Below are 17,460 nucleotides of genomic sequence, written 5' to 3'. Positions count from 1 at the left end.
ACGCAGCAGCGTCCGCGCGGCCTGTTCGGGGCGTCAGCGCGCGTCCCACAGCAGGCCCCCGCCATGACGGCCAGCTCGCAACCTCAAAAGCGGGGTTTCGACTGGGGCAAGGCGCTTGGCGTGCTCGGAGACAGCCTATCGATCATCGGCGGGGGACAGGCTCAATATGTCCCCAGCCTGATCGACCAACGCAATCGCCAGCAGGCGCAAGCCTATGCGGAGCAGCAGTACCAGCGACGCCGTGGAGATGAGAACGCCGACTGGATCGCCCGGCAGGAATGGGAGGCGGCAAATCGTCCCGCACCGCAGCCCACCGAGTTTGAGCGCTTGGTCGCCGCATCCGGACTGTCGCCAGAAAAGCAGACCGAGGCAATCCAAAATTACGTCAGAAGCCGTGCGAACCCTATCGACTGGATCAGGGCAGACAATGGTGACGGGACCTATCAGCTTGTGCCGATGGGACCAAATGGACCGATCAATGCGGCCCCGCAGGCCCCGGCCCAGAACGCGGCACCCCAACGTCCGAAAGGCAAGCTCACCCCGTACAATGGAGGTCAGACGGCAACCCCGTCTGGCAACTTTCGCTAAGCCCGCACCCGCTGGCTTTGTTCCACCCGCCCGTCTCAACGGCGGGACAATGACAAGCGGTCGCCGCACCCCGGAAGGCAACCGGATCGTAGGTGGTGTCCCGAACAGTGCGCACCTTTCCGGCAGAGCCGTTGATTATGACGGTCCGAATCTTCCCGCGCTGCTTGAACAAGCGCGCAGGCTCCCCGGCGTCCGAAAGGCCTTCATCCACAAGGGCCATGTCCACACCGAGGGCGAGGGCTGGAACGTTCCCTATTATGGCGCACGCGGCACGACAGGATTGAAACGATAATGCAGCAGATGATCGACGAGGACGGCAACCTGTGGAATGTGGGTGCCGATGGCGCCCCCGTATTCGCAGGCCGCGCGCCACAGCAGCAGCCCCCGCAGCAAGTTGGTCCGCGTCCATTCACGGTTGGCACGCCCCGCCCACCTGAGGCAAAGGCGCCGTACCGCTTTGAGTCAAACGATGGTTCGATTTGGGAGGTTGGCCCCGATGGTCAGCCCCGGCAGTTATTTCAGGACAACCCTGCCCCGAAAGTCGATGAGAAGGGCGATGCGCCGTCGCCGGCGGCTGTGCGGGCGGCTAAGCAGCTTTTGTCGCGCCTCCAACTTCAAAATAAGTCGTTTGTGGAGAATTTCAGCGGTGGCGGCTTGGGGGCAATCGGGGAATACAACCCCTTCTCTGGCGTCGTACAGGAGTTCAACGACTACAGCACGCAGATGCTCCCTTTCGCCAAGCAGCTTAGCCGCTCGCCGGGTGAGGGGGCGCAGTCGGATCGCGACGCCGCCGATTATCGCGATCTGCTTCCGTCGAATACCGAGCGCGATCAGACGAACGTCAATCGCATGACGAACCTTCGTGACACCGCGATTGAAGTTCTGCGTTCTGCAGGTGAGGACGTGACTCCTTACGAGGCGTTTGTGCCCGGACAGATTACTCCTAGCGCCGCTCAGAACCCTGTGACTGGCGCCGCAGCGCTTCCGCGGGCAGTCGGCGCACAGGCCGACATGGGAGCATCGCCTGACGGCGTCACGTCGTCGGGTGGCTTTAAATATGTTGCTGGCCTTCGCGGGATTGATCAGGCTGTCGTGGACATGATCGGCAAGGGTGCTGACGCTCCGCAGGTCATCAGCTTTCTGAATAAGGCCTATGAAGCCACGAAAAACGAGCACGGTGGCAATCTCCGCGTTGGCCCCGATCTCGCGGCATGGGTTGGGCAGCGCGTTGCCGAGCATCGCGCCAATCCTCAAAAACCTGTCCGCTCACTGGGGCAGGGCTGGGAAATTCTCGGAGGCTATGAAGATCCGACACCCCCGTCATTGATGGGGCGTATTGCCGACACAACGGCTGGCAATTTTGCGATGAATGCTGCGAACGCAGCCACAGCGGGTTTGCCTGCCTATCTCGCTGGAGATCAGGGCGCCGCAGTTATGCAGGCTGCGGCATTGGAGCGCCCCGGATCGTCAATCGCGGGCGAAGTGGCAGGCGGTGTTTCCGCGCTTATGGGCGTTCAAGGTTTGGCGGGTCAGGCGGGGCGTCTCGGGACGCTCTTAACGCGCGGCGGAGGCTTGGGGGGAGACGTTGCGTATGGCGCTGCCCGCGGCGGCTTCGACAACGGCCCTGCTGGCGCTCTGACCGGCGCTCTCGCGGCTGGGGTAGGAAACAAGGTCGGATCTGGCCTGATCGGTGGAGTTGGACGGCTTGCGCGGGGCATTTCAAACCCGGCAGTAGACTATCTTGCTTCCCGTGGCGTCCCGATGACGGCAGGCCAACTCTTGGGCAATCGTGGAATTGTCGGACGCGCGATGAGCAAGATGGAAAGCCTGCCCCTAATTGGTGATAGCTTGGCCGCCCGCCGGATGGACTCATTCAACGCCTTCAACCGCGCTGCGATCGACGACGCCGGGGCCGGGATTGGCTATTCACCCAGCTCTAGCGGCCTTGCAGGCATCGAGGACGGCTTGAAGGCGTCTGGGCAGGCTATAGACGACGCCACGGCTGGTGTGAATATTCAACTCGATGACCAGTTTCAGCGCGAACTATCCGACGCGTTGGCTCGCGGCGAGGCGCTGCCGCCTGACTTCGCCCAGAAATTCGCGCTTGTGAACCAGAACAAGGTCCAGCCTGGCGTGTCGTCCGGGACTCTTTCTGGTGACGATTATGCAGAGATGACGAGGGGAATTAAGGGCTACCGCGCCGAGCATCAGAAAGCTGGGTTCGAAGGCGACTACCGTGACGCGCTTGGCCGCGTTCAGTCGGCTCTGGACGGCGCCATCGCTCGCGGCGCTGGTCCGGAAGTAATCGAGAATCTCGGCAAGGCGCGAACATCATATCGGGATTACAAACTTCTCCAGAATGCTTCTGAGCGCGGACAGGGCGGCGCGCAATCGGGAACCCCCGAGGTATTCACCCCCGCGCAGTTGCAGGCGGCGGTTCGGGCTAGCAAATATGCGCAGAGCGGCACGAATGCCCCGTTCTACCAATTGACCAAATCAGGTCAGGAGGTCTTGCCTTCGACTGTTCCCAACACAGGAAGCGCAGATCGCGGGATGGCTGGGCTGCTGCTTCCCGCTACGCTCGGCGGCGGCGCTGTAGCGGCGGGGCAATACCTAGACCCCAAAATTGCCGCTCCGTTGGCCTTGCTCGCGGCGCTATCGTCCAAGGCCGGGGCGAAAGTCGCTCAAAAGGCACTGACCGGGCGCGGCCCGACCGCACGTGCTATTGGCACTAAGCTCGTTCAACAGCGTCGCAAAGCGGGCCTTTTCGGCGCGGCGACGGGCGTCGCGATGCTTCCGCAGCTTTCTCAATAGGAACCGACGCTTCCGACGAGCCATCCAGTCGGTCAGCAATATCCTGATTAGCACCGCTATCCCGATTGCGATCGGGACCATCACGCTTCGATCCATCCCCGCTCCATAATCCAAAAAGGAACGCAAGGCCATGAGCTTTAGCGCCTACTCCCTCACGCCCAGCGCGAACCTCACGCTGGCGGGGCTTTCGCTTGCCGAAAACAGCACGGCACTGGCGAGCTACAACAACCAGATGCGCCAGATCATGGCGGATGGCAAGGAGCTGTCCAATCAGGTCGTCGCGATCGGTAACCCGCTGTTGCTGACCGGCGGAATGGTGACAGGCAACATCATCCGTTCGGGCTGCGGCGGGCATTATTACGCCAACGACGCCAGCCACACCGGTCCCCGGATTTACACGCTGGTCGACGGCTCGGCGGCCCCGACATCGCCGCCTGCGGGCTCTCTGGTCATCTACCATGCCGCTTAACGTCGTCGTCGGCACGGCCGAGAAAGCCTGCGTCAAGATCGAGGTAACCAAGGGATCGCAAAAGCGCGCGACCCGGATCGAGGCATACGACGGCAGCGCGTGGAAGCTTGTGCAGTCTTTCGCTCCGCCTATCTCGCTCGCGGCCAGTCCAGCATCCAGCAATGCTTCACTTAGCTCGCCATCGGTCGCCGTCGTCACGAGCGTTCCCGTTACCGCGACGGTGACGGGCGGCACCGGGCCATACACCTATCTTTGGGCGCAAACCGGCGGCCCTGCCGCTTCGGTCGACTCTCCGTCCAACGCGACCAGCCGGTTCGCGATGGCGCTTGGCCCCGGTTCCAATGAGCAGGGCATTTTTACCTGCACGGTCACCGACAGCAACGGCCTGACGGCACAGGCCCTTGCGACAGTCACCTTCCGAAACATCAGCGGGGCATAAATGTTTAAATACACCAACGCCTTCACCAATCGCAGCGGCGACTCTCTGCCGGGTTATTTCGCGCGTCTCTATGACAGCGACGGCAACCAAGTTGACCTATTCGCCGATGCGAGCGGCACGCCCATTGCGACGATCTCTGGCGTAGCAAATGCCGCCTTGAGCGACGAAAACGGCATGTTCCGCTGGTATGTCGCGAACGGCACCTATGACATTCGCTTTTTCGACGCGAACGATGTGTTCGTTGCGCCTGCGGAAATCGGCGTCCCGATGTTCGAGGCCAGCCAGGTGCTTGTCGACCTTTCAGGCGATGACGGGGCGACACTTGTCGGGACACCCACGGGAACGGTGCAGGATGATTTAGATGCCGCGTCCGCAGCCATCGCAGAGCGTCCGACGTCGGTCGCGCTCGCCACATCGACTGGCGGGGATGGAATTGGCTTCCTGCAAAGCGGCACGGACGCTCTTCTGCGCTCCGTATCGGACAAGCTCCTCGGCTTTGTCGATGTGCTCGACTTCATCCCGGGCAGCCTGCACGCGAATATCCGCGCCGGGACCAATACCACTGACCTGACGACATACATTCAGAAGGCCATCGACAGTCTCCAAACACGGGGCGGGACCGTCTACTTCCCCGCTGGCCGCTACAAGACGACGGACACGCTAACGATGCGGTCCGGGGTCGATATTCTCGGCTCTGGTCGTCACATTGATTTCAACGGAGGGCTTAACCTCTACGGGAGCTGGATCGACTACCAGGGCGCCACCAGCGATCCTTGCCTGAGTTTCTATGGGCGGGAAGCGATAGCCTATTCCAATATGGGCATTCTCTGTGTGGAGGCCTCGAACCAGACGGCGATATTCATTGGGTCCGACAATGCCCCCGCAGCGAAGCGCCTAACGTTCTCCCACTTCACAATCGTCGCGGCCGATATCGGCGTGCAATGGGGCAATGCGAACGCAGACAACCCGCTAGAGCAGTGCGACGACATGACCTTTTCAGACGGCTATTTCATTAGCTGCGGGGACGGCTTCGTGATCGATGCAGCGAATGCCGCCGACTATTCCAAGGTCGAGCGGATCAGTTTCGAGAACGTGAAGCGCACCGCGTTCTATATGAAGAAGGCCGCCTTCATTCGGATCGCCGACTGCGCGGCGGGCCTCATCTTCAACACCTCCATCATGTTCAAGCTGGAGGGGGTTGGTCCAGACCCTATCGTCATTTCACTTTGCCAGTCCGAAGCGGGCAACGGCAAATTCCTGACGTACAATCCGATTACCCCCAACGATCAGGGTCAAGTGATTCTGGATGCCAATATCATCAACCAGCCCGTCGAAATCAACGGCAACGCCCGCGCCCTAAGCCGCGGAAACTTCAACAATTCGACGATCACCACAACTGGTTTCGTGCGCTTCAAATCAGAAGATGACGTGTGGGACGGTGTGTACGGGCAACCGATCCATGTTCCTCAGGTCATCGTAGCTTCGCCGGGGCAGTTCTCCGCCCGCTGCATGAAGAACTCTGTCAGCTATTTCGGGCATTCGCTGCCGAATAATTTCCGCATCGAGAACGGCGAAGCGACAGCGGGGGGCTTCGAGGGCGTTGTCGTCACCCGGGCCGGTGTTCACTGCACTCCATTCATTCCTGCGGGTGAATTCGGCGCGGGCCAGTATGTGCAGCCGACCGTCGACAATACGCACGCTTATCTTGTCACCGTGGGCGGTACGACCGGGACCGAGCCGTCGTGGCCGACCGGCTCCGGCGCAACCGTCACCTCTGGCACCGTGACATTTCAGGAAGTCGGAACGAACGCGATCCTCAAGGGCTACGGAGCAATCGCGGCATGATCCTAGGCGGCAATCTCAAGCTGTGTGCCGATGCTTGCGGCCAGCTCTACGCATCGGCGCGAGCGGCTTTTGACGCGCTTCGCCGGGGCGCCAAAGTAGATGGTCCATTCCTCCATAGGTTTAGCCGAGAGCGACTGCGCACCCAGCGTAGCGCCCTCTGCCATGTTAGCCCCCGGAAGGAGGATGCTGTTCGCCCCGATCAGCGTAAAATCGCCCAACGCAATCGGGCGCCGGGTGGCTCTGCGCAGCTCGGCGGGAACCATCGGCCCCACCAGTCCACGCCCGGTGTAATCGTCACTGGCGGTGTAAATTTTCACGCCCTGACTGGCTCCGAAAAAATCACCCATCGTAAGCGGCTCGGACGCGACGAAATGGCAAAGCCCACCAACATGGATGCGGTTTCCGAACGTCATCGGCGCCGCAGCAACGAGCGTCGTAAATCCATCGATCCGCACATGGTCGCCAAAGCTGATGTGCTCAAGACCGATGATTGTGCAGTTCTTGGCGATCTGCACATTTTCGCCAACATGCGCAAACCCGAAGCCGCGCAGTTCTTCGGAGCAGTAATACCCCGGATCGAAGGGATTTTGCATGGCCGGAACATGCTGGAATCCGCGCCGAAAGTAAAGGCGCCGTGATGTCGGACGGTGCCGGTAATTCCGAGATGGTCCGCGTCATTGCGGAACAGCTTTTCGAGGTCTGGAAGCGCGAGCAGGAGCGCGAGGCGCGCGAGGGCCGCCGCTGGTGGCAGAGCAACGCGAGCGGCTGGGTCGCGATCATCGTTGTGGCCGCGACCGCCATCGCGACGGGCAACGACCTCTACAACCTCGCCTCCGATGCAAACGCCCGATCGATCAAGAACGAAAACGCCATCGTCCAGATGCGCGTGAGCAACAGCGACCGCCTCGCCCGGATCGAGACGAAGGTTGATCGCATCCTCGAGGAGCGAAGCAAATGAAACTCGTCCCCCACTGGCGCATCCTCTGGCGCTCATGGTCCGTCCGCCTCAACGCGCTCGGCATCCTGATCCTCGGCTGGATCGCGATCGACCCGGTGAGCTTGCTGGCGGTCTGGAACATGATGCCCGCCCCGGTGCGCGACCTCATCCCGGAACAGCTTCTGTCGACCATCGGCGCCGTCCTGTTCGCGTTGTCGATGCTCGCTCGCCTCGTCCGCCAACCGAAAATGCAGGAGAAGATCGATGCCGCAGCGAAATAATCCGATCCAGCCGATGGACGCCGGCGAGAGCGCGTCGAAGAAAAAGGCAATTGGCGTTCTCGGCGCCGGGGCATTGCTGCTGGCAACGCCGCTGATCGCGCAATGGGAGGGCAAGCGCAATGACCCCTACCGCGACATCGTGGGCGTCTGGACGGTCTGCTACGGCGATACCCGCGGGGTGGTTCCAGGCCAGCGCCAGACGGACGCGCAATGCAAAGACCGTCTCTATGCACAAATCGCCGATCACGCGCGGCCAGTGATCAAGTGCGTGCCGCAGCTCATGGGCCGCGATGCGCAGCTCGCCGCGTCGGTGAGCCTCGCCTACAATATCGGCACCGCAGGCTTCTGCCGGTCGACCGCTGCGAAGAAGTTCCGCGCGGGCGACTGGCGCGGCGGATGCAATGCCTTTTATGCTTGGCGCTATGCAGGCGGCAAAGAGGTGCGCGGGCTCGCCAATCGCCGCAAGCAGGAAATCCGCCTCTGCCTCACGGGCCTGTCGTGATTCCACCGTGGGTCTACCTCGCAGGCGGCGCGCTTGCCCTCTCGGCATCTTTCGGCGCGGGCTGGACCGTGCGCGGCTGGAAAGCCGACAGCGACGAGCTCGAACAGGTGACGCTCACACGGGCGGCGATCGATGCGCAGCGCAAGGTCGCCGATGCGGCCGCCATGGGCTTCGAGGACACGCGGGCCGCGCTCGACCGGCAAGCCTACGACACGCAAACGATCATCCGGGAGACCTATCGTGAAATCGCTGTTCCCGCTGAGTGCGCCGTTCCTGCTGCTGTCGCTGACAGCTTGCGAGACGCTACCGAAGCAACCAACCGAGCCGTTGCCGGCCAGCCTCCGCGCGCAATGCCCGCCACTGCCACTGCCTCCGGTGCCGCTGATTGATCCGGCGCGCGCGGCTTGGGAGGCGGCGCTGATCCAGATGTATGGCGAATGCGGCGCGCGGGTCGCGGCCGGGGCGAAGGCAACCGAATAACCGATCGCCGAGGGGGCGTGCAGGGAGCGCGGGATAGTTTCGGCTATCTCGCGCTTTCCTGTGTGCGCTGTGCGGCCGCCATGCCGCGTCCGGTCAGGTGGGTGAACTGCTCGCCCATGATACCGCTGAACCGGCGCACGAGGTGTTTTTCCACCAGATCCTCATCACCGTCTGCCCATGGGAGCGAGTTTCCGGCGCGAGCCAGAGCGATGAGGCGGTGGCGCTGGCCGGGGGTGAGGTCACTCAACGCGCCAGCCCGATATGACGCTCATGCCGGGCTTCTGACGCCCTTCCCAATAGTGAGCGCAGGTGGCGATGGCTGCAAGAAGCGCCTCGTCCTCGCTGGCGCCGCGCCCCACATAGCAGGGCCGAGGCGTGTCATGCGGGTTCCTGATGCAAGCGGTTGCTTTCCAGCCCGCACCTTCAGGCTCGACAGTCGTTTCGAGCTCGCACCCGTCCGGTAGGCTGTCGAGCAGCTTCTGTCCGGCGAGTTCGGGCGAATCGGGCATGGGCTTGGTGTAAAGATTTCGCCGGAATTTTTACAGGTCATAGCGGACGTGTTAAATCGCCCGGCATGCCCCTACGCGCCGACCTCGAACAATCCGCGATCACCCTTCCCCTCGATGTGGTGCTGGACCTCGCTGCTGCCGCTCAGGGCAAACTCTCCGAAGAGACGGAAGCCCTGCTCAAGATCGAGGTCGCTTCGGTACTGACGTCGATCCCCGGTATCGAGGATGAGGTGGTGAAGGCGATCTTCAAGGATGCGTTTGGTTAGGGCTTCGATCAAGCGCGGCTGATCGGCGTCATCTCACCGCAGCGGCGGCATTTCGTGCGCATGCGCCCGTCGAGCCGCTTCATCTCGTCCTGATACCGCGCCTGCGATTCCGCCATGCGCCGATCCTCGGTCGCCAGTCTGCCGAGCACCCACATCGGATCGAGCTTCCCATTGCAACGGCCGCACGTCACTTCCGCCCCGCCGTCCTCGATGAGATAGGTAGCGAACAGATGATTGCACGGCCCGGCGCGGCCAGCCTCCCATGCCCGCATGATTGATCGACCCTCGGGTAGGGGCGTCTTGAAGCGGACCGGCAGCTTGGAGATATTGTCGTCGTTGTTCATGGCCGCGCCTCCCCGGCACAGTGTGCCGCAAAATGTGCCGCCAGTGTGCCGCAATGTGCCGCGTCTTTCCGTTTTGTTCCCACCAGCCCTTGACGCGCTTTCCTTGCCATCCTAGCGAGAGCCCCGGAAATGCTGGCGTTTCCGAGATGCACCCGTAGCTCAGCAGGATAGAGCATCAGATTCCTAATCTGGGGGCCCCGCGTTCGAATCGCGGCGGGTGCACCAATTTTTCAACGACTTAGCATGAAAACGGCCTGAAATCGTGTTGCATCCTGTTGCAACAAGTTTCCCTATGTTTTCTGTCCGTTCCCCTCCGACTCCGGCCACTCCATGCAACAAGGATGCAACAAGAAACGCCCCGGAGAGGGGCGCTCGCCGGTGCGCTGTAGGCCGTTCGTTCGTGATGACCTATTCGGGGACTTCGACCCCGACCTTGCCCTTGCGATGGGTGAAGTCCGCGCCAGCGTCCGATAGCGCCTTCTCTACCGCGGCGATCGAGGCGTCGGCCACGGGCTTACCAGATTCCATGCGCGCGATCGTCACTCGCGAAACCCCTGATTTTTGGGATAGGTCGTCAGCGCTCATCCCGAGCCCGGTTCGCGCCATCTTGCATTGCGTCGGTGTCATACCTTTACATTTAGTATCAAAAAGGCTTGACGTCCAGTGTTAACCGCCTTTACAAACCATATCACCTTGGAGACGTTTCAAGGCGGGCCAGAGCGATGGTTGCAGCCTTCGCCCCGGCCCTGATCGAAACCCTGCTACGAAGGGAAACGACTATGGGAGCCGATAGCACCCGCGCGCCTGATGGCGCCACCGTTTTAACCAAAGACAAGCCCGACGCCGACATTCTCGCCGCATGGGGCCGCAGATCGGCCGCGTGTGCGATCTACGGAACCCTGCCATTCTCGGAGTGTCCGAAAACTCAATACACGCCGGAAGAGCAAACGCAGATCGACGCAATGGATACGGCTGAAATCCAAATCTGCAAAGCGACGTCCTCGACCCCGCAGGGCGTAGCGGTCCAGCTCTGGACCGCGCTCGCGCATATCGAACAGACCCGCGAGGCTGAAACGGCGATCAATATCATGGATCTCGACTGGTTCTTTATCGACGAGACGCAGTTCGATTGGAGCGTGCGCCTCATCCTCGCCGCGCTGCGTTCGCTCCGCGCGATGGGAGGTGCATCATGAGCATGGCCATTAACGAACTCGAAATGGCGGCGGCCGATCTCGAAGTCGCGGGTGTCTTCAAGGAGGCTGCGGAAAATTTTCTCGAAGAACTGCGCACGTGGCTTGCGCCGGACGGGGATTGCCCGAACGCCCCGCTTCATCGGGAGGTTATTAAGGCGCAGACAATGCTGATTGAGATCGACAGTCGCCTTTTCAATGCCAAGGAGCGGCTGGAAAAGGCGATTGCGCAGGCAGGTTTGGCATGAGCCGGCCGATCAACCTCACGCCGCTTCTCCGCGGCGTTGCCGAGCCCGAGCTGTTGCGCAGCCTCGCCGATCAAGGTCGGCCGGCGCTCGAAAGCTTCATCGAGGCCGCCATCGCGGTGCTCGATGTGATCGACGGCGACCCGGATATCGAAGATGCCACGGACGCCGAGGATGACTTTCACCTGACGAAACAGGCCATCGGCTACACCAAGGGCGTGCCAGGCTGTCCAGTGGCCGACACCGACTATGGCATCGAAGATCAGCCGCAGGACGAGGAAAGTGACCTGACGCCCGACTGGGGCATCGATCAGCGGGAGCATATACCTGACGCGATCGTCACCGCTTCCGACCGGGAAGCATCTAGGCCGCACCGGGACCGGATTCGTCGGACGCGCTGCGTGCCGAAATATGTTCGGTGGTACGACTGGAGCGCGAGGCAAGAGCGGAGGACGATCGATCGTTATGCATTACTTCTGCCGCCGACCTCGCCGACGCGCCGCCAGCTTCTCAAACGCAAGCGCGGAGTGCCCCGTCGACCGAGGGCGTGAGCCTGAATCGATCGACTTTGAATAAAAAAGGGCGGCGAGGCATCGAGGCCCGCCGCCCTGCCAATTTTTCCGAGTTGCGAGCGCGACTGTGCTCGTATGATCTTGGCCATGACTCGCCGGTACCATCCGACCAAAATCGGCCCGATGCCGGACTCGGCCACCTACGCGCGAATGCGGAAAAATGCGTTTCACTTGATCGCGCAAGGGTACTCGAAGTTGAGCCTCCAAGAGAGGCTGGGGCTGACCGGGTTTTCTGCAAAGCACTATATTGAGGTTTTTCGCCGTCGGTACCGCGCCGCTGGGATACCGCTTCCTCCATGCAGATGTGGCGGCCCCCATAATCACCGAGGACACTGCATCGAGAAAAGACATGGGTGTCGGAATGGACTCCATCCGATGCCGGATGATTTCTTAATAGTCGCTCCGACTTTGACCAAATGCGGCGTTGATCGTCATTATCGTACTACCCGTCCCACTCGTGATCGCTGGCTGCGCGAAGCGCCTGAGGTAATACTGCGAGGGAGAAATTTGCGAGCGCTCCGATCAACGGGCAGGGCATCTTCTCGGCTTAAGGATGACCTATACCGAGAGATTGACCGGCTCATTCCTTTGGGCTTCGCCGACGATGTGAGATCGGACGCAATCTCCGAAATTTACCTTTCAGTCCTAGACGGGTCATTGCCTCGAGATCGGCTGGCCGAGAAGGGGCGTGCGATCGTGAATCGTGTGGCAGATTTTTGCGGTCTTGGAAGTCGTAGCCCAGTCAGCCTTGACAATATGCTTTCCGAGGACGGCAGCTCTTTTCTGGATATGGTTGAGGATGAAGGTGCGCTGGCGGCCTTCGATAACATTTTCGACCCTGAGGAGTAGCGGCCGGTAGGCGGAAAGGTTTTCACCGTGTCTCGCTTTCGGCGCGGGGACTGTCCCGCGATCCCCGGCTAAGCCGCCGTGGCGGCGGCGTTGCGCGTCCCGCCTCGTGTCCCGCTGCTGTCCCGCGCCGTTGCTGAAACTTTGCGTGGACCGGCATGTATGAGAGGTGGAAGTTGCTTCCGTTTTGTTCCAGATGGCGTTAGCACCTCTTGAATAAGAGGGGCGGGGTAATTTGTTTGCACAACACATTGTAAGCGGTATCTCGCTGTTACGACGCGGTATGGCGCGCACCGGGGAGATAGGCACTGTGGCCGCGTTCGCCGACGCCATTGGTCTCTTCCCGCAGTTTTCAGACCTTATGTCTGACCCGCAGACATCTGTTGGCGCCATTCTTGCTTGCATGGGCTTCAGTGCGCTTTTCGATTGCGTCGAACTGGTCATAAAACCCGATCTAGCCGCCGGCCATTGCGGCGATGACGAAAACACACTAACTTAGGAGCGAGCAATGGAATATTTGATCGCCTTTGTCGTAGGGTATTTTGTCGTTCTGGCATCGCTTTCGCTTGTGGCGCGGCCCGCTCGCTTGCGCCTGAAGCGAACCGGCGGCGCGCTCTTGGCCGAGTACGCGCATGACGAAATGATCACTGGGTACATCCGTGACCAACTTGGTACCGCCTACTCGTGGAGGGCCGCGGCGATCGACTCTTTTGTCCTGATCGCTGCGCTCATCGTCCCCACTGGGGCGTTTTGGGATAAGGCGCAAAGGGTTGAGTCTGAACATCCTGAGATGTTCACCGACAAGCGCTTTGCCGAGTTCGAGCGAGACTATAATGTATCCATCGTCGCGGTTAACCCGATCTTTGGCGCGTTGATGCTGATCGCTGGCATGATCCTGACGGTTAAAGTTATGACTTATCGCCGGAGCGCCAACGTGCGTCATCACATCCCGCCCGTGGGATTTCTAAATCCGGCTTGACCGCTGTAATCTGGCTCGACGTCAAGTATCGCCCTAACCCGGCGCACCTTTCCCGCGGAACCGAGCCCACGCCCGAGCGTTTGCGATCCATAATCCTGGAACCCTCAAATTGACCCCGCCGGACGTGTACCCGGCGGGGTTTTCTCTGCCTTGACTCCCCGGCCTCCAGAAATATCATATCGGCAAAAGGGCTCTCTTGCGTAGCCATACCAAGAGACGGAAGGGCCGCGCTAGTGCAGTGCGCGGCCCTTTTGCTTGTTCGGGCGGGGCAGAAACGAAAAAGGGCGCCGGATCTCTCCGACGCCCCTACCGCCCCCGGCGATACTCTCAATTTGAGGGTTGTTCTGCTTGCGAACCGGTGCAGATTTTGCACACGTTGCGCCCGGCTGGTCGGCGCCTGTCGTGAGAAACGGGAGCCTTAGGGCGTGGCGTTGGGCGAACCTACGGTGGTCACCTGCCTTAGTTTTGGCCGCGCCCGCCAGTCGTAACCATATCGTGACAACGGCACCCTGCCGAGGCTGTCGTGCGTCACCATAAGGTGACACGCGAAGCGCGGCACGTCACGCCGGGGTCGGCGACTTCGGCGTCACGAACTGTGCGGGCCTCGTGGACATCTTTGTGGGTCAGGCCGATGTCGGAGGCGCCGACTGCTTCTTCCCGTTCGGAAGAAGCATGTTGATTGTCCGCCCGAGACCGGACCTCGCCCCGCGCCTGCGCAGCGTCGTACCTAGCGCCAATTGGCGCGACGTCTGTTCGCGCGCCCTGCGGCATCTTGGCGCTTTGCGAGGCTCTCGATTTCAAGGACGTCAATCGTCGCCGCGAAGGCCTTTGATGGTCGCATCGAAATGCTCGAGGATTTTCTCGCGCACCGCTTCGCGGGTAACCGCATTTTCCGACTGATCGCCGGGCGTGCCGATGTCCTTCGCGGCTTCGAGCGCGTCGACGATGCCCTTGCCGACCTGAATCGCCACGGCCGCGCCGGGCACGATCTGGGGCAGCACGGCCTTGCCGGCCGCGATGAGCAGCTTGATTGCGTCGTCCATGTCAGTGCTCCAGTGCCTTGAGGAGGAGGGAATAGGCGGCCCTGGCCTTCGCGAACGCGCTGTCGGCCTTCGCCTGATCGCCCGCGGTCTGCGCCGCATCCGCGACGACGAGCCAGCGCTTCACGTCATCGGCGACGTCGGCGAGCGCGCGCGCCTTGGGACTGCCGTCCACGATCCAGCCGACCGACCGCATGAAATCGACGACATAGAGGGCCGTGTCGGCCGTCGCGAACGCGAGGTCGATGGTTTCGGCGGCGACATGGTTGCCCGCGATCGGCGCGAGGATCGGCGCCAGCGTCTCGGCCGGGGCGGGAGGGGCGGGCGGCTTGCCGCTGCCCGTCGTGGCGCACGCGGACAGGCAGAGCGCCGCCAGCGCGGCGATCATCATCTTACGCATGGTCATTCTCCTTTTTCGGGGGTGGTTTCGGTCGGCGAGGACCCGCCGCGCTTGATCGTGAACCACGACGCCATGGCGAGGCCGACGAGGCCCTGAACGACGACGGCTTGCGCCAGCGTCTTGAAAAGGTCGTCCTTCGCCAGCTCAGGCTTGAGCGCGACGAGGCCAAACACGGCGCCGGTGAGGATGCGGTCCTCGGAAATCCGCGGACTCCGGTGGAAAGACGTGGACTTCAAAGCGAAGACCATCACCGTTGCGCAGCGCGCCGACAAATATTGCCATCTCGGCCCCCCAAAGAGCGAAGCCGGTTATCGCACCATCCCGATCGGCGATGCGCTGGTCACCGAATTGAAACGGTGGAAGCTGCGGTGCCCTATCGGCGACTTCGACCTCGTTTTCCCAAACCGTGCGGGCAATGTGCAGGACTATGGTCACCTCCTACGCCGCCAGTTCTTCCCCCTGCAAATCAAGGCGGGGGTCTGCGATCCGGTGCTGGTCGACGGGAAGCCGAAGCTCGATGCGAAGGGCCAGCCGGTTCAGGCGGCGCGCTATGGGCTTCACAGCCTTCGCCACGCGGCCGCCAGCGCGTGGATTAAGCAGCGAATCGACCTCAAGCGCCTTCAGGTCTGGATTGGCCACGAGAACATCGAATTGACTCTGGACACGTATGGCCACCTGATCATGGACGCCGAGGGCGATGCCGCGCTGATCGCCGCGGCACAAGCGGAGCTGCTGGCATGACCCCGCTCGAACGCGCCGCGCGTGCCGTCTATAAGCTCGACGACAACGGCCCCTATACCCTCGCCGAAGAGGACGAGCAGTGGCACCACCATGTCGAGACCGTTCGCGCCGTCCTCACCGCGATCCGCGAGCCGTTTCAGTCTTTCGATGATCCTATTGCCGTTGCCGGCGGAGAAGTGCTCGGCGTCGGGAAAGACAGGCCTCTGCATTGGTCGAATTTCGACGAGGCCAAGCGGGTCTGGCAAGCCATGATCGACGCAGCGCTGGCGGAGGGTGAGGATGAGCACTGAGGCCAGCAATCCCGATTTCCCCACCATGACCGCCGTAGACGTCTATGGATTTCTGCGTGGCGTCTTGGCCGCGAACCCGGACGCACGATCGGTGACGCTGACATGCGACAGGTCGACCGGCGAATATCGGCTTATCATCGCATAGCCTGACCCGGCGTGTTTGGCCCGATGCAACATGGATGCAACAAGGCTGGCTGAATGCCAGCTTTTCTGCGGCCCAATCTCAGATTCCTAATCTGGGGGCCACTGGTTCGAATCCAGTCGGGTGCACCACTTCGGAACAAAGCTGGGCACGGCGCCCGGCTTTGTTTCGGCGGCCCCCGCGATCAGTGCTTGCAGCAGATTGCTCTTCGAGCCGAGTATCCGAACCTCTCCGACATCGACCTCTACCCGCTGCGCAAGCGCGCGGACGTGTTCGCGACGATAGCCGCCGCCCTCGATTCGCATCCTCTGGCGCGCGGTGTTGGCGAACTTCGCCAGCATGTCGGGTGCGATCGACTTTTGACCCGCAGCGCCGAGCGATGCCGCCACGCGCTCGGCATCCGCCTTCGCCTGATCGCGCGTGGCCTTGAGCGTTGCAATGCGATCCTTGAGGTCGGGATCGTTCACGTCGGCAATGCCATTCTCGATTGCGTCAAAAAGCCGCTTGAGTCGCAGGTCAGTTTCGGTAGCGCGCTTGTTGAGGTCGGCCACATGGGCGCGCTTGCGCGTCGCCTGTTCCTGCCGTCGATCCAGCACCGCAGACAGGATGGCTTCCAGTCGGTCGGGTTGGAGCAGCCGGTCTTCCAGATGCTTCGCCACCAGATCGTCCAGCTTCTCCATCGGCACCGACATGCCGGTGCAGGCGGTTGGCCCCTGCCGGGCTTTGGTCGAACAGGCGTAATAGCGATATTGCCCACCCTTACCCGTGCGGATCGTCATGGCACCACCGCACTTCGCGCAATGGATTAGCCCTGTAAGCAGCGTAGGACCGCTGACGACCCGAGGCGGCACCTTCTTAGGGTTGCGGGCCTGCAAGTGTGCCTGCACCGCGTCATAGGTCGCCTGATCAATGATCGGGGGGACATCGACCACGACCGCCTCGGCCTTCGGCTTGAGCTTCCTGTCCTTGCCCCGCCGGTTGAACTCGTGGCGCCCGGTGTAGGTCGAGCGGGTCAATATCTGGTGGACGGCACCGAGACCCCAGCGCCCGCCATCGCGGGTGCGAATGGACCTCTCGTTTAACCACGCCGCGATTGCCTTGACGCCCATCGAACCCGATACACCGTCGCCTCCTAGGGCAAGCCGAAATATCGAGCGCACGGTCTCGGCATGGAAGGGGTCAATCTCCAACCGCTTCTTGACCTTGGCGCCGCGCTGCTCGGCGGCAACGACGCGGTAGCCGATCGGTGGTAGCGATCCATTCCAGAACCCTTGCCGCGCATTCTCGCGCATCGCGCGAAGCACATGCTTGGCGGTCTCCTTCGACTGATATTCGTCGAACAGCGCCATAATCTGACGCATCATGACGTGCATGGGATCGTCGCCCATTTCCTGCGTGATCGAGACGAGCTTCATGGCCTGCTGCCGGTTTGGTGGACACCGAGATAGGGTGTTTCCACCTATCGGAGGTCCACAATGCAAAGAAGGAAGTTCAGCCGCGAGTTCAAGCTTGAGGCGGTGAGGATGGTCCGCGAACGCGGG

General features: G+C 61.7%; 26 protein-coding genes and 2 tRNA genes. 20 read left to right on the top strand and 8 right to left on the bottom strand.

Features of this window, described 5'->3' with window-relative positions; genetic code table 11:
* Nucleotides 1-63: 63 nt before the first annotated feature.
* From ACIPPQ_RS20125 to ACIPPQ_RS20100, 6 genes are all read left to right on the top strand, one after another.
* Nucleotides 64-588: a hypothetical protein gene (locus tag ACIPPQ_RS20125; protein ID WP_446545949.1), complete on the top strand. Its 525-nt coding sequence runs from the start codon at nt 64-66 to the stop codon at nt 586-588.
* Nucleotides 479-880, top strand: a complete 402-nt coding sequence (locus ACIPPQ_RS20120; RefSeq protein WP_446545829.1) for a D-Ala-D-Ala carboxypeptidase family metallohydrolase — start codon at nt 479-481, stop codon at nt 878-880. Before ACIPPQ_RS20125 ends, ACIPPQ_RS20120 begins: the two co-directional genes overlap by 110 nt.
* A complete protein-coding gene (locus ACIPPQ_RS20115) occupies nt 880-3,402 on the top strand; it encodes a hypothetical protein (protein ID WP_446545828.1) in 2,523 nt (840 codons plus the stop codon). Before ACIPPQ_RS20120 ends, ACIPPQ_RS20115 begins: the two co-directional genes overlap by 1 nt.
* Before the next feature lie 130 nt (nt 3,403-3,532).
* Nucleotides 3,533-3,871, top strand: coding sequence for a hypothetical protein (locus ACIPPQ_RS20110; protein WP_446545827.1), 339 nt, complete (start codon nt 3,533-3,535; stop codon nt 3,869-3,871).
* Nucleotides 3,861-4,310, top strand: a complete 450-nt coding sequence (locus tag ACIPPQ_RS20105; protein WP_446545826.1) for a PKD domain-containing protein — start codon at nt 3,861-3,863, stop codon at nt 4,308-4,310. The genes ACIPPQ_RS20110 and ACIPPQ_RS20105 overlap by 11 nt, the downstream gene beginning before the upstream one ends.
* Nucleotides 4,311-6,155, top strand: a complete 1,845-nt coding sequence (locus ACIPPQ_RS20100) for a glycosyl hydrolase family 28-related protein (protein ID WP_446545825.1) — start codon at nt 4,311-4,313, stop codon at nt 6,153-6,155.
* 2 nt (nt 6,156-6,157) lie between these two features.
* Here the strand turns inward: ACIPPQ_RS20100 and ACIPPQ_RS20095 are convergent, their stop codons facing one another.
* Nucleotides 6,158-6,748 (bottom strand): acyltransferase, encoded by a 591-nt coding sequence (locus tag ACIPPQ_RS20095; RefSeq protein ID WP_446545824.1) that lies wholly within the window; start codon nt 6,746-6,748, stop codon nt 6,158-6,160.
* Nucleotides 6,749-6,792: 44 nt separating this feature from the next.
* Between ACIPPQ_RS20095 and ACIPPQ_RS20090 the strand changes: the two genes are divergently transcribed.
* From ACIPPQ_RS20090 to ACIPPQ_RS20075, 4 genes are read left to right on the top strand one after another with little or no spacing between them, the layout of a single operon-like run.
* The gene (locus tag ACIPPQ_RS20090) at nt 6,793-7,113 is read left to right on the top strand and encodes a hypothetical protein (RefSeq protein ID WP_446545823.1); all 321 of its coding nucleotides are present in this window, start codon (nt 6,793-6,795) and stop codon (nt 7,111-7,113) included.
* A complete protein-coding gene (locus ACIPPQ_RS20085; protein WP_446545822.1) occupies nt 7,110-7,373 on the top strand; it encodes a DUF7940 domain-containing protein in 264 nt (87 codons plus the stop codon). The genes ACIPPQ_RS20090 and ACIPPQ_RS20085 overlap by 4 nt, the downstream gene beginning before the upstream one ends.
* Before the next feature lie 13 nt (nt 7,374-7,386).
* Entirely contained in the window at nt 7,387-7,875 is a 489-nt protein-coding gene (locus tag ACIPPQ_RS20080) for a lysozyme (RefSeq protein ID WP_446545821.1), read from the top strand.
* On the top strand, nt 7,872-8,264 hold the full coding sequence (locus ACIPPQ_RS20075) for a hypothetical protein (protein WP_446545820.1): 393 nt from the start codon (nt 7,872-7,874) through the stop codon (nt 8,262-8,264). Before ACIPPQ_RS20080 ends, ACIPPQ_RS20075 begins: the two co-directional genes overlap by 4 nt.
* A 330-nt stretch (nt 8,265-8,594) precedes the next feature.
* On the opposite strand, the gene ACIPPQ_RS20070 is transcribed toward ACIPPQ_RS20075, so the two are convergent.
* Nucleotides 8,595-8,864 carry a hypothetical protein gene (locus ACIPPQ_RS20070; RefSeq protein WP_446545819.1) on the bottom strand — a complete coding sequence of 90 codons (270 nt, stop codon included), beginning with the start codon at nt 8,862-8,864 and terminating at the stop codon, nt 8,595-8,597.
* Between the two features lie 65 nt (nt 8,865-8,929).
* On the opposite strand from ACIPPQ_RS20070, the gene ACIPPQ_RS20065 reads away from it, so the two are divergent.
* Nucleotides 8,930-9,130: a hypothetical protein gene (locus ACIPPQ_RS20065; RefSeq protein WP_446545818.1), complete on the top strand. Its 201-nt coding sequence runs from the start codon at nt 8,930-8,932 to the stop codon at nt 9,128-9,130.
* Nucleotides 9,131-9,138: 8 nt separating this feature from the next.
* Here ACIPPQ_RS20065 and ACIPPQ_RS20060 read toward each other — a convergent pair whose 3' ends face one another.
* A complete protein-coding gene (locus ACIPPQ_RS20060) occupies nt 9,139-9,474 on the bottom strand; it encodes a hypothetical protein (RefSeq protein WP_446545817.1) in 336 nt (111 codons plus the stop codon).
* Between the two features lie 148 nt (nt 9,475-9,622).
* On the opposite strand from ACIPPQ_RS20060, the gene ACIPPQ_RS20055 reads away from it, so the two are divergent.
* Nucleotides 9,623-9,699: transfer RNA gene (locus ACIPPQ_RS20055), tRNA-Arg, on the top strand.
* Nucleotides 9,700-9,882: 183 nt separating this feature from the next.
* On the opposite strand, the gene ACIPPQ_RS20050 is transcribed toward ACIPPQ_RS20055, so the two are convergent.
* On the bottom strand, nt 9,883-10,080 hold the full coding sequence (locus ACIPPQ_RS20050) for a helix-turn-helix domain-containing protein (protein WP_446545816.1): 198 nt from the start codon (nt 10,078-10,080) through the stop codon (nt 9,883-9,885).
* A gap of 116 nt (nt 10,081-10,196) precedes the next feature.
* Between ACIPPQ_RS20050 and ACIPPQ_RS20045 the strand changes: the two genes are divergently transcribed.
* The 5 genes from ACIPPQ_RS20045 to ACIPPQ_RS20025 all read left to right on the top strand — a co-directional run bounded on the left by ACIPPQ_RS20045 (nt 10,197) and on the right by ACIPPQ_RS20025 (nt 13,306).
* Nucleotides 10,197-10,667 (top strand): hypothetical protein, encoded by a 471-nt coding sequence (locus tag ACIPPQ_RS20045; protein WP_446545815.1) that lies wholly within the window; start codon nt 10,197-10,199, stop codon nt 10,665-10,667.
* Nucleotides 10,664-10,912 carry a hypothetical protein gene (locus ACIPPQ_RS20040; protein WP_446545814.1) on the top strand — a complete coding sequence of 83 codons (249 nt, stop codon included), beginning with the start codon at nt 10,664-10,666 and terminating at the stop codon, nt 10,910-10,912. Before ACIPPQ_RS20045 ends, ACIPPQ_RS20040 begins: the two co-directional genes overlap by 4 nt.
* On the top strand, nt 10,909-11,460 hold the full coding sequence (locus ACIPPQ_RS20035) for a hypothetical protein (protein WP_446545813.1): 552 nt from the start codon (nt 10,909-10,911) through the stop codon (nt 11,458-11,460). Before ACIPPQ_RS20040 ends, ACIPPQ_RS20035 begins: the two co-directional genes overlap by 4 nt.
* Nucleotides 11,461-12,637: 1,177 nt before the next feature.
* Nucleotides 12,638-12,826 (top strand): hypothetical protein, encoded by a 189-nt coding sequence (locus tag ACIPPQ_RS20030; RefSeq protein WP_446545812.1) that lies wholly within the window; start codon nt 12,638-12,640, stop codon nt 12,824-12,826.
* 9 nt (nt 12,827-12,835) lie between these two features.
* Nucleotides 12,836-13,306 (top strand): hypothetical protein, encoded by a 471-nt coding sequence (locus ACIPPQ_RS20025; protein ID WP_446545811.1) that lies wholly within the window; start codon nt 12,836-12,838, stop codon nt 13,304-13,306.
* Nucleotides 13,307-14,112: 806 nt separating this feature from the next.
* Here the strand turns inward: ACIPPQ_RS20025 and ACIPPQ_RS20020 are convergent.
* From ACIPPQ_RS20020 to ACIPPQ_RS20010, 3 genes are read right to left on the bottom strand one after another with little or no spacing between them, the layout of a single operon-like run.
* Nucleotides 14,113-14,349, bottom strand: a complete 237-nt coding sequence (locus ACIPPQ_RS20020; protein WP_446545810.1) for a hypothetical protein — start codon at nt 14,347-14,349, stop codon at nt 14,113-14,115.
* A gap of 1 nt (nt 14,350) precedes the next feature.
* Nucleotides 14,351-14,746: a hypothetical protein gene (locus ACIPPQ_RS20015; protein WP_446545809.1), complete on the bottom strand. Its 396-nt coding sequence runs from the start codon at nt 14,744-14,746 to the stop codon at nt 14,351-14,353.
* Nucleotides 14,747-14,748: 2 nt separating this feature from the next.
* Complete coding sequence (locus ACIPPQ_RS20010; protein WP_446545808.1) at nt 14,749-14,982, bottom strand: hypothetical protein; 234 nt, start codon at nt 14,980-14,982, stop codon at nt 14,749-14,751.
* Between ACIPPQ_RS20010 and ACIPPQ_RS20005 the strand changes: the two genes are divergently transcribed.
* From ACIPPQ_RS20005 to ACIPPQ_RS19995, 3 genes are all read left to right on the top strand, one after another.
* A complete protein-coding gene (locus tag ACIPPQ_RS20005; RefSeq protein WP_446545807.1) occupies nt 14,972-15,487 on the top strand; it encodes a tyrosine-type recombinase/integrase in 516 nt (171 codons plus the stop codon). The two genes, ACIPPQ_RS20010 and ACIPPQ_RS20005, sit on opposite strands and share 11 nt — an antisense overlap.
* Complete coding sequence (locus ACIPPQ_RS20000; RefSeq protein ID WP_446545806.1) at nt 15,484-15,777, top strand: hypothetical protein; 294 nt, start codon at nt 15,484-15,486, stop codon at nt 15,775-15,777. Before ACIPPQ_RS20005 ends, ACIPPQ_RS20000 begins: the two co-directional genes overlap by 4 nt.
* A 181-nt stretch (nt 15,778-15,958) precedes the next feature.
* A tRNA-Ser gene (locus tag ACIPPQ_RS19995) sits at nt 15,959-16,050 on the top strand.
* On the opposite strand, the gene ACIPPQ_RS19990 is transcribed toward ACIPPQ_RS19995, so the two are convergent.
* Nucleotides 16,009-17,334, bottom strand: a complete 1,326-nt coding sequence (locus ACIPPQ_RS19990; protein ID WP_446545805.1) for a recombinase family protein — start codon at nt 17,332-17,334, stop codon at nt 16,009-16,011. The two genes, ACIPPQ_RS19995 and ACIPPQ_RS19990, sit on opposite strands and share 42 nt — an antisense overlap.
* Nucleotides 17,335-17,460 lie beyond the last annotated feature (126 nt).

Source organism: Sphingopyxis sp. LARHCG72 (genome assembly GCF_052871675.1).
This window is presented reverse-complemented; position numbering and strand designations above follow the sequence as displayed.

Excerpts from the sequence above, each read along its gene's own strand:
- ACIPPQ_RS20045 (WP_446545815.1), top strand. The coding sequence starts at position 10,197 with ATGGTTGCAGCCTTCGCCCCGGCCCTGATCGAAACCCTGCTACGAAGG.
- ACIPPQ_RS20050 (WP_446545816.1), bottom strand. The coding sequence starts at position 10,080 with ATGGCGCGAACCGGGCTCGGGATGAGCGCTGACGACCTATCCCAAAAA.
- ACIPPQ_RS20100 (WP_446545825.1), top strand. The coding sequence starts at position 4,311 with ATGTTTAAATACACCAACGCCTTCACCAATCGCAGCGGCGACTCTCTG.
- ACIPPQ_RS20065 (WP_446545818.1), top strand. The coding sequence starts at position 8,930 with ATGCCCCTACGCGCCGACCTCGAACAATCCGCGATCACCCTTCCCCTC.
- ACIPPQ_RS20125 (WP_446545949.1), top strand. The coding sequence starts at position 64 with ATGACGGCCAGCTCGCAACCTCAAAAGCGGGGTTTCGACTGGGGCAAG.
- ACIPPQ_RS20070 (WP_446545819.1), bottom strand. The coding sequence starts at position 8,864 with ATGCCCGATTCGCCCGAACTCGCCGGACAGAAGCTGCTCGACAGCCTA.
- ACIPPQ_RS20095 (WP_446545824.1), bottom strand. The coding sequence starts at position 6,748 with ATGCAAAATCCCTTCGATCCGGGGTATTACTGCTCCGAAGAACTGCGC.
- ACIPPQ_RS20025 (WP_446545811.1), top strand. The coding sequence starts at position 12,836 with ATGGAATATTTGATCGCCTTTGTCGTAGGGTATTTTGTCGTTCTGGCA.
- ACIPPQ_RS20085 (WP_446545822.1), top strand. The coding sequence starts at position 7,110 with ATGAAACTCGTCCCCCACTGGCGCATCCTCTGGCGCTCATGGTCCGTC.
- ACIPPQ_RS20015 (WP_446545809.1), bottom strand. The coding sequence starts at position 14,746 with ATGCGTAAGATGATGATCGCCGCGCTGGCGGCGCTCTGCCTGTCCGCG.
- ACIPPQ_RS20060 (WP_446545817.1), bottom strand. The coding sequence starts at position 9,474 with ATGAACAACGACGACAATATCTCCAAGCTGCCGGTCCGCTTCAAGACG.
- ACIPPQ_RS20090 (WP_446545823.1), top strand. The coding sequence starts at position 6,793 with ATGTCGGACGGTGCCGGTAATTCCGAGATGGTCCGCGTCATTGCGGAA.
- ACIPPQ_RS20040 (WP_446545814.1), top strand. The coding sequence starts at position 10,664 with ATGAGCATGGCCATTAACGAACTCGAAATGGCGGCGGCCGATCTCGAA.
- ACIPPQ_RS20020 (WP_446545810.1), bottom strand. The coding sequence starts at position 14,349 with ATGGACGACGCAATCAAGCTGCTCATCGCGGCCGGCAAGGCCGTGCTG.
- ACIPPQ_RS20105 (WP_446545826.1), top strand. The coding sequence starts at position 3,861 with ATGCCGCTTAACGTCGTCGTCGGCACGGCCGAGAAAGCCTGCGTCAAG.
- ACIPPQ_RS20120 (WP_446545829.1), top strand. The coding sequence starts at position 479 with ATGCGGCCCCGCAGGCCCCGGCCCAGAACGCGGCACCCCAACGTCCGA.
- ACIPPQ_RS20000 (WP_446545806.1), top strand. The coding sequence starts at position 15,484 with ATGACCCCGCTCGAACGCGCCGCGCGTGCCGTCTATAAGCTCGACGAC.
- ACIPPQ_RS20110 (WP_446545827.1), top strand. The coding sequence starts at position 3,533 with ATGAGCTTTAGCGCCTACTCCCTCACGCCCAGCGCGAACCTCACGCTG.
- ACIPPQ_RS19990 (WP_446545805.1), bottom strand. The coding sequence starts at position 17,334 with ATGAAGCTCGTCTCGATCACGCAGGAAATGGGCGACGATCCCATGCAC.
- ACIPPQ_RS20115 (WP_446545828.1), top strand. The coding sequence starts at position 880 with ATGCAGCAGATGATCGACGAGGACGGCAACCTGTGGAATGTGGGTGCC.
- ACIPPQ_RS20080 (WP_446545821.1), top strand. The coding sequence starts at position 7,387 with ATGGACGCCGGCGAGAGCGCGTCGAAGAAAAAGGCAATTGGCGTTCTC.
- ACIPPQ_RS20035 (WP_446545813.1), top strand. The coding sequence starts at position 10,909 with ATGAGCCGGCCGATCAACCTCACGCCGCTTCTCCGCGGCGTTGCCGAG.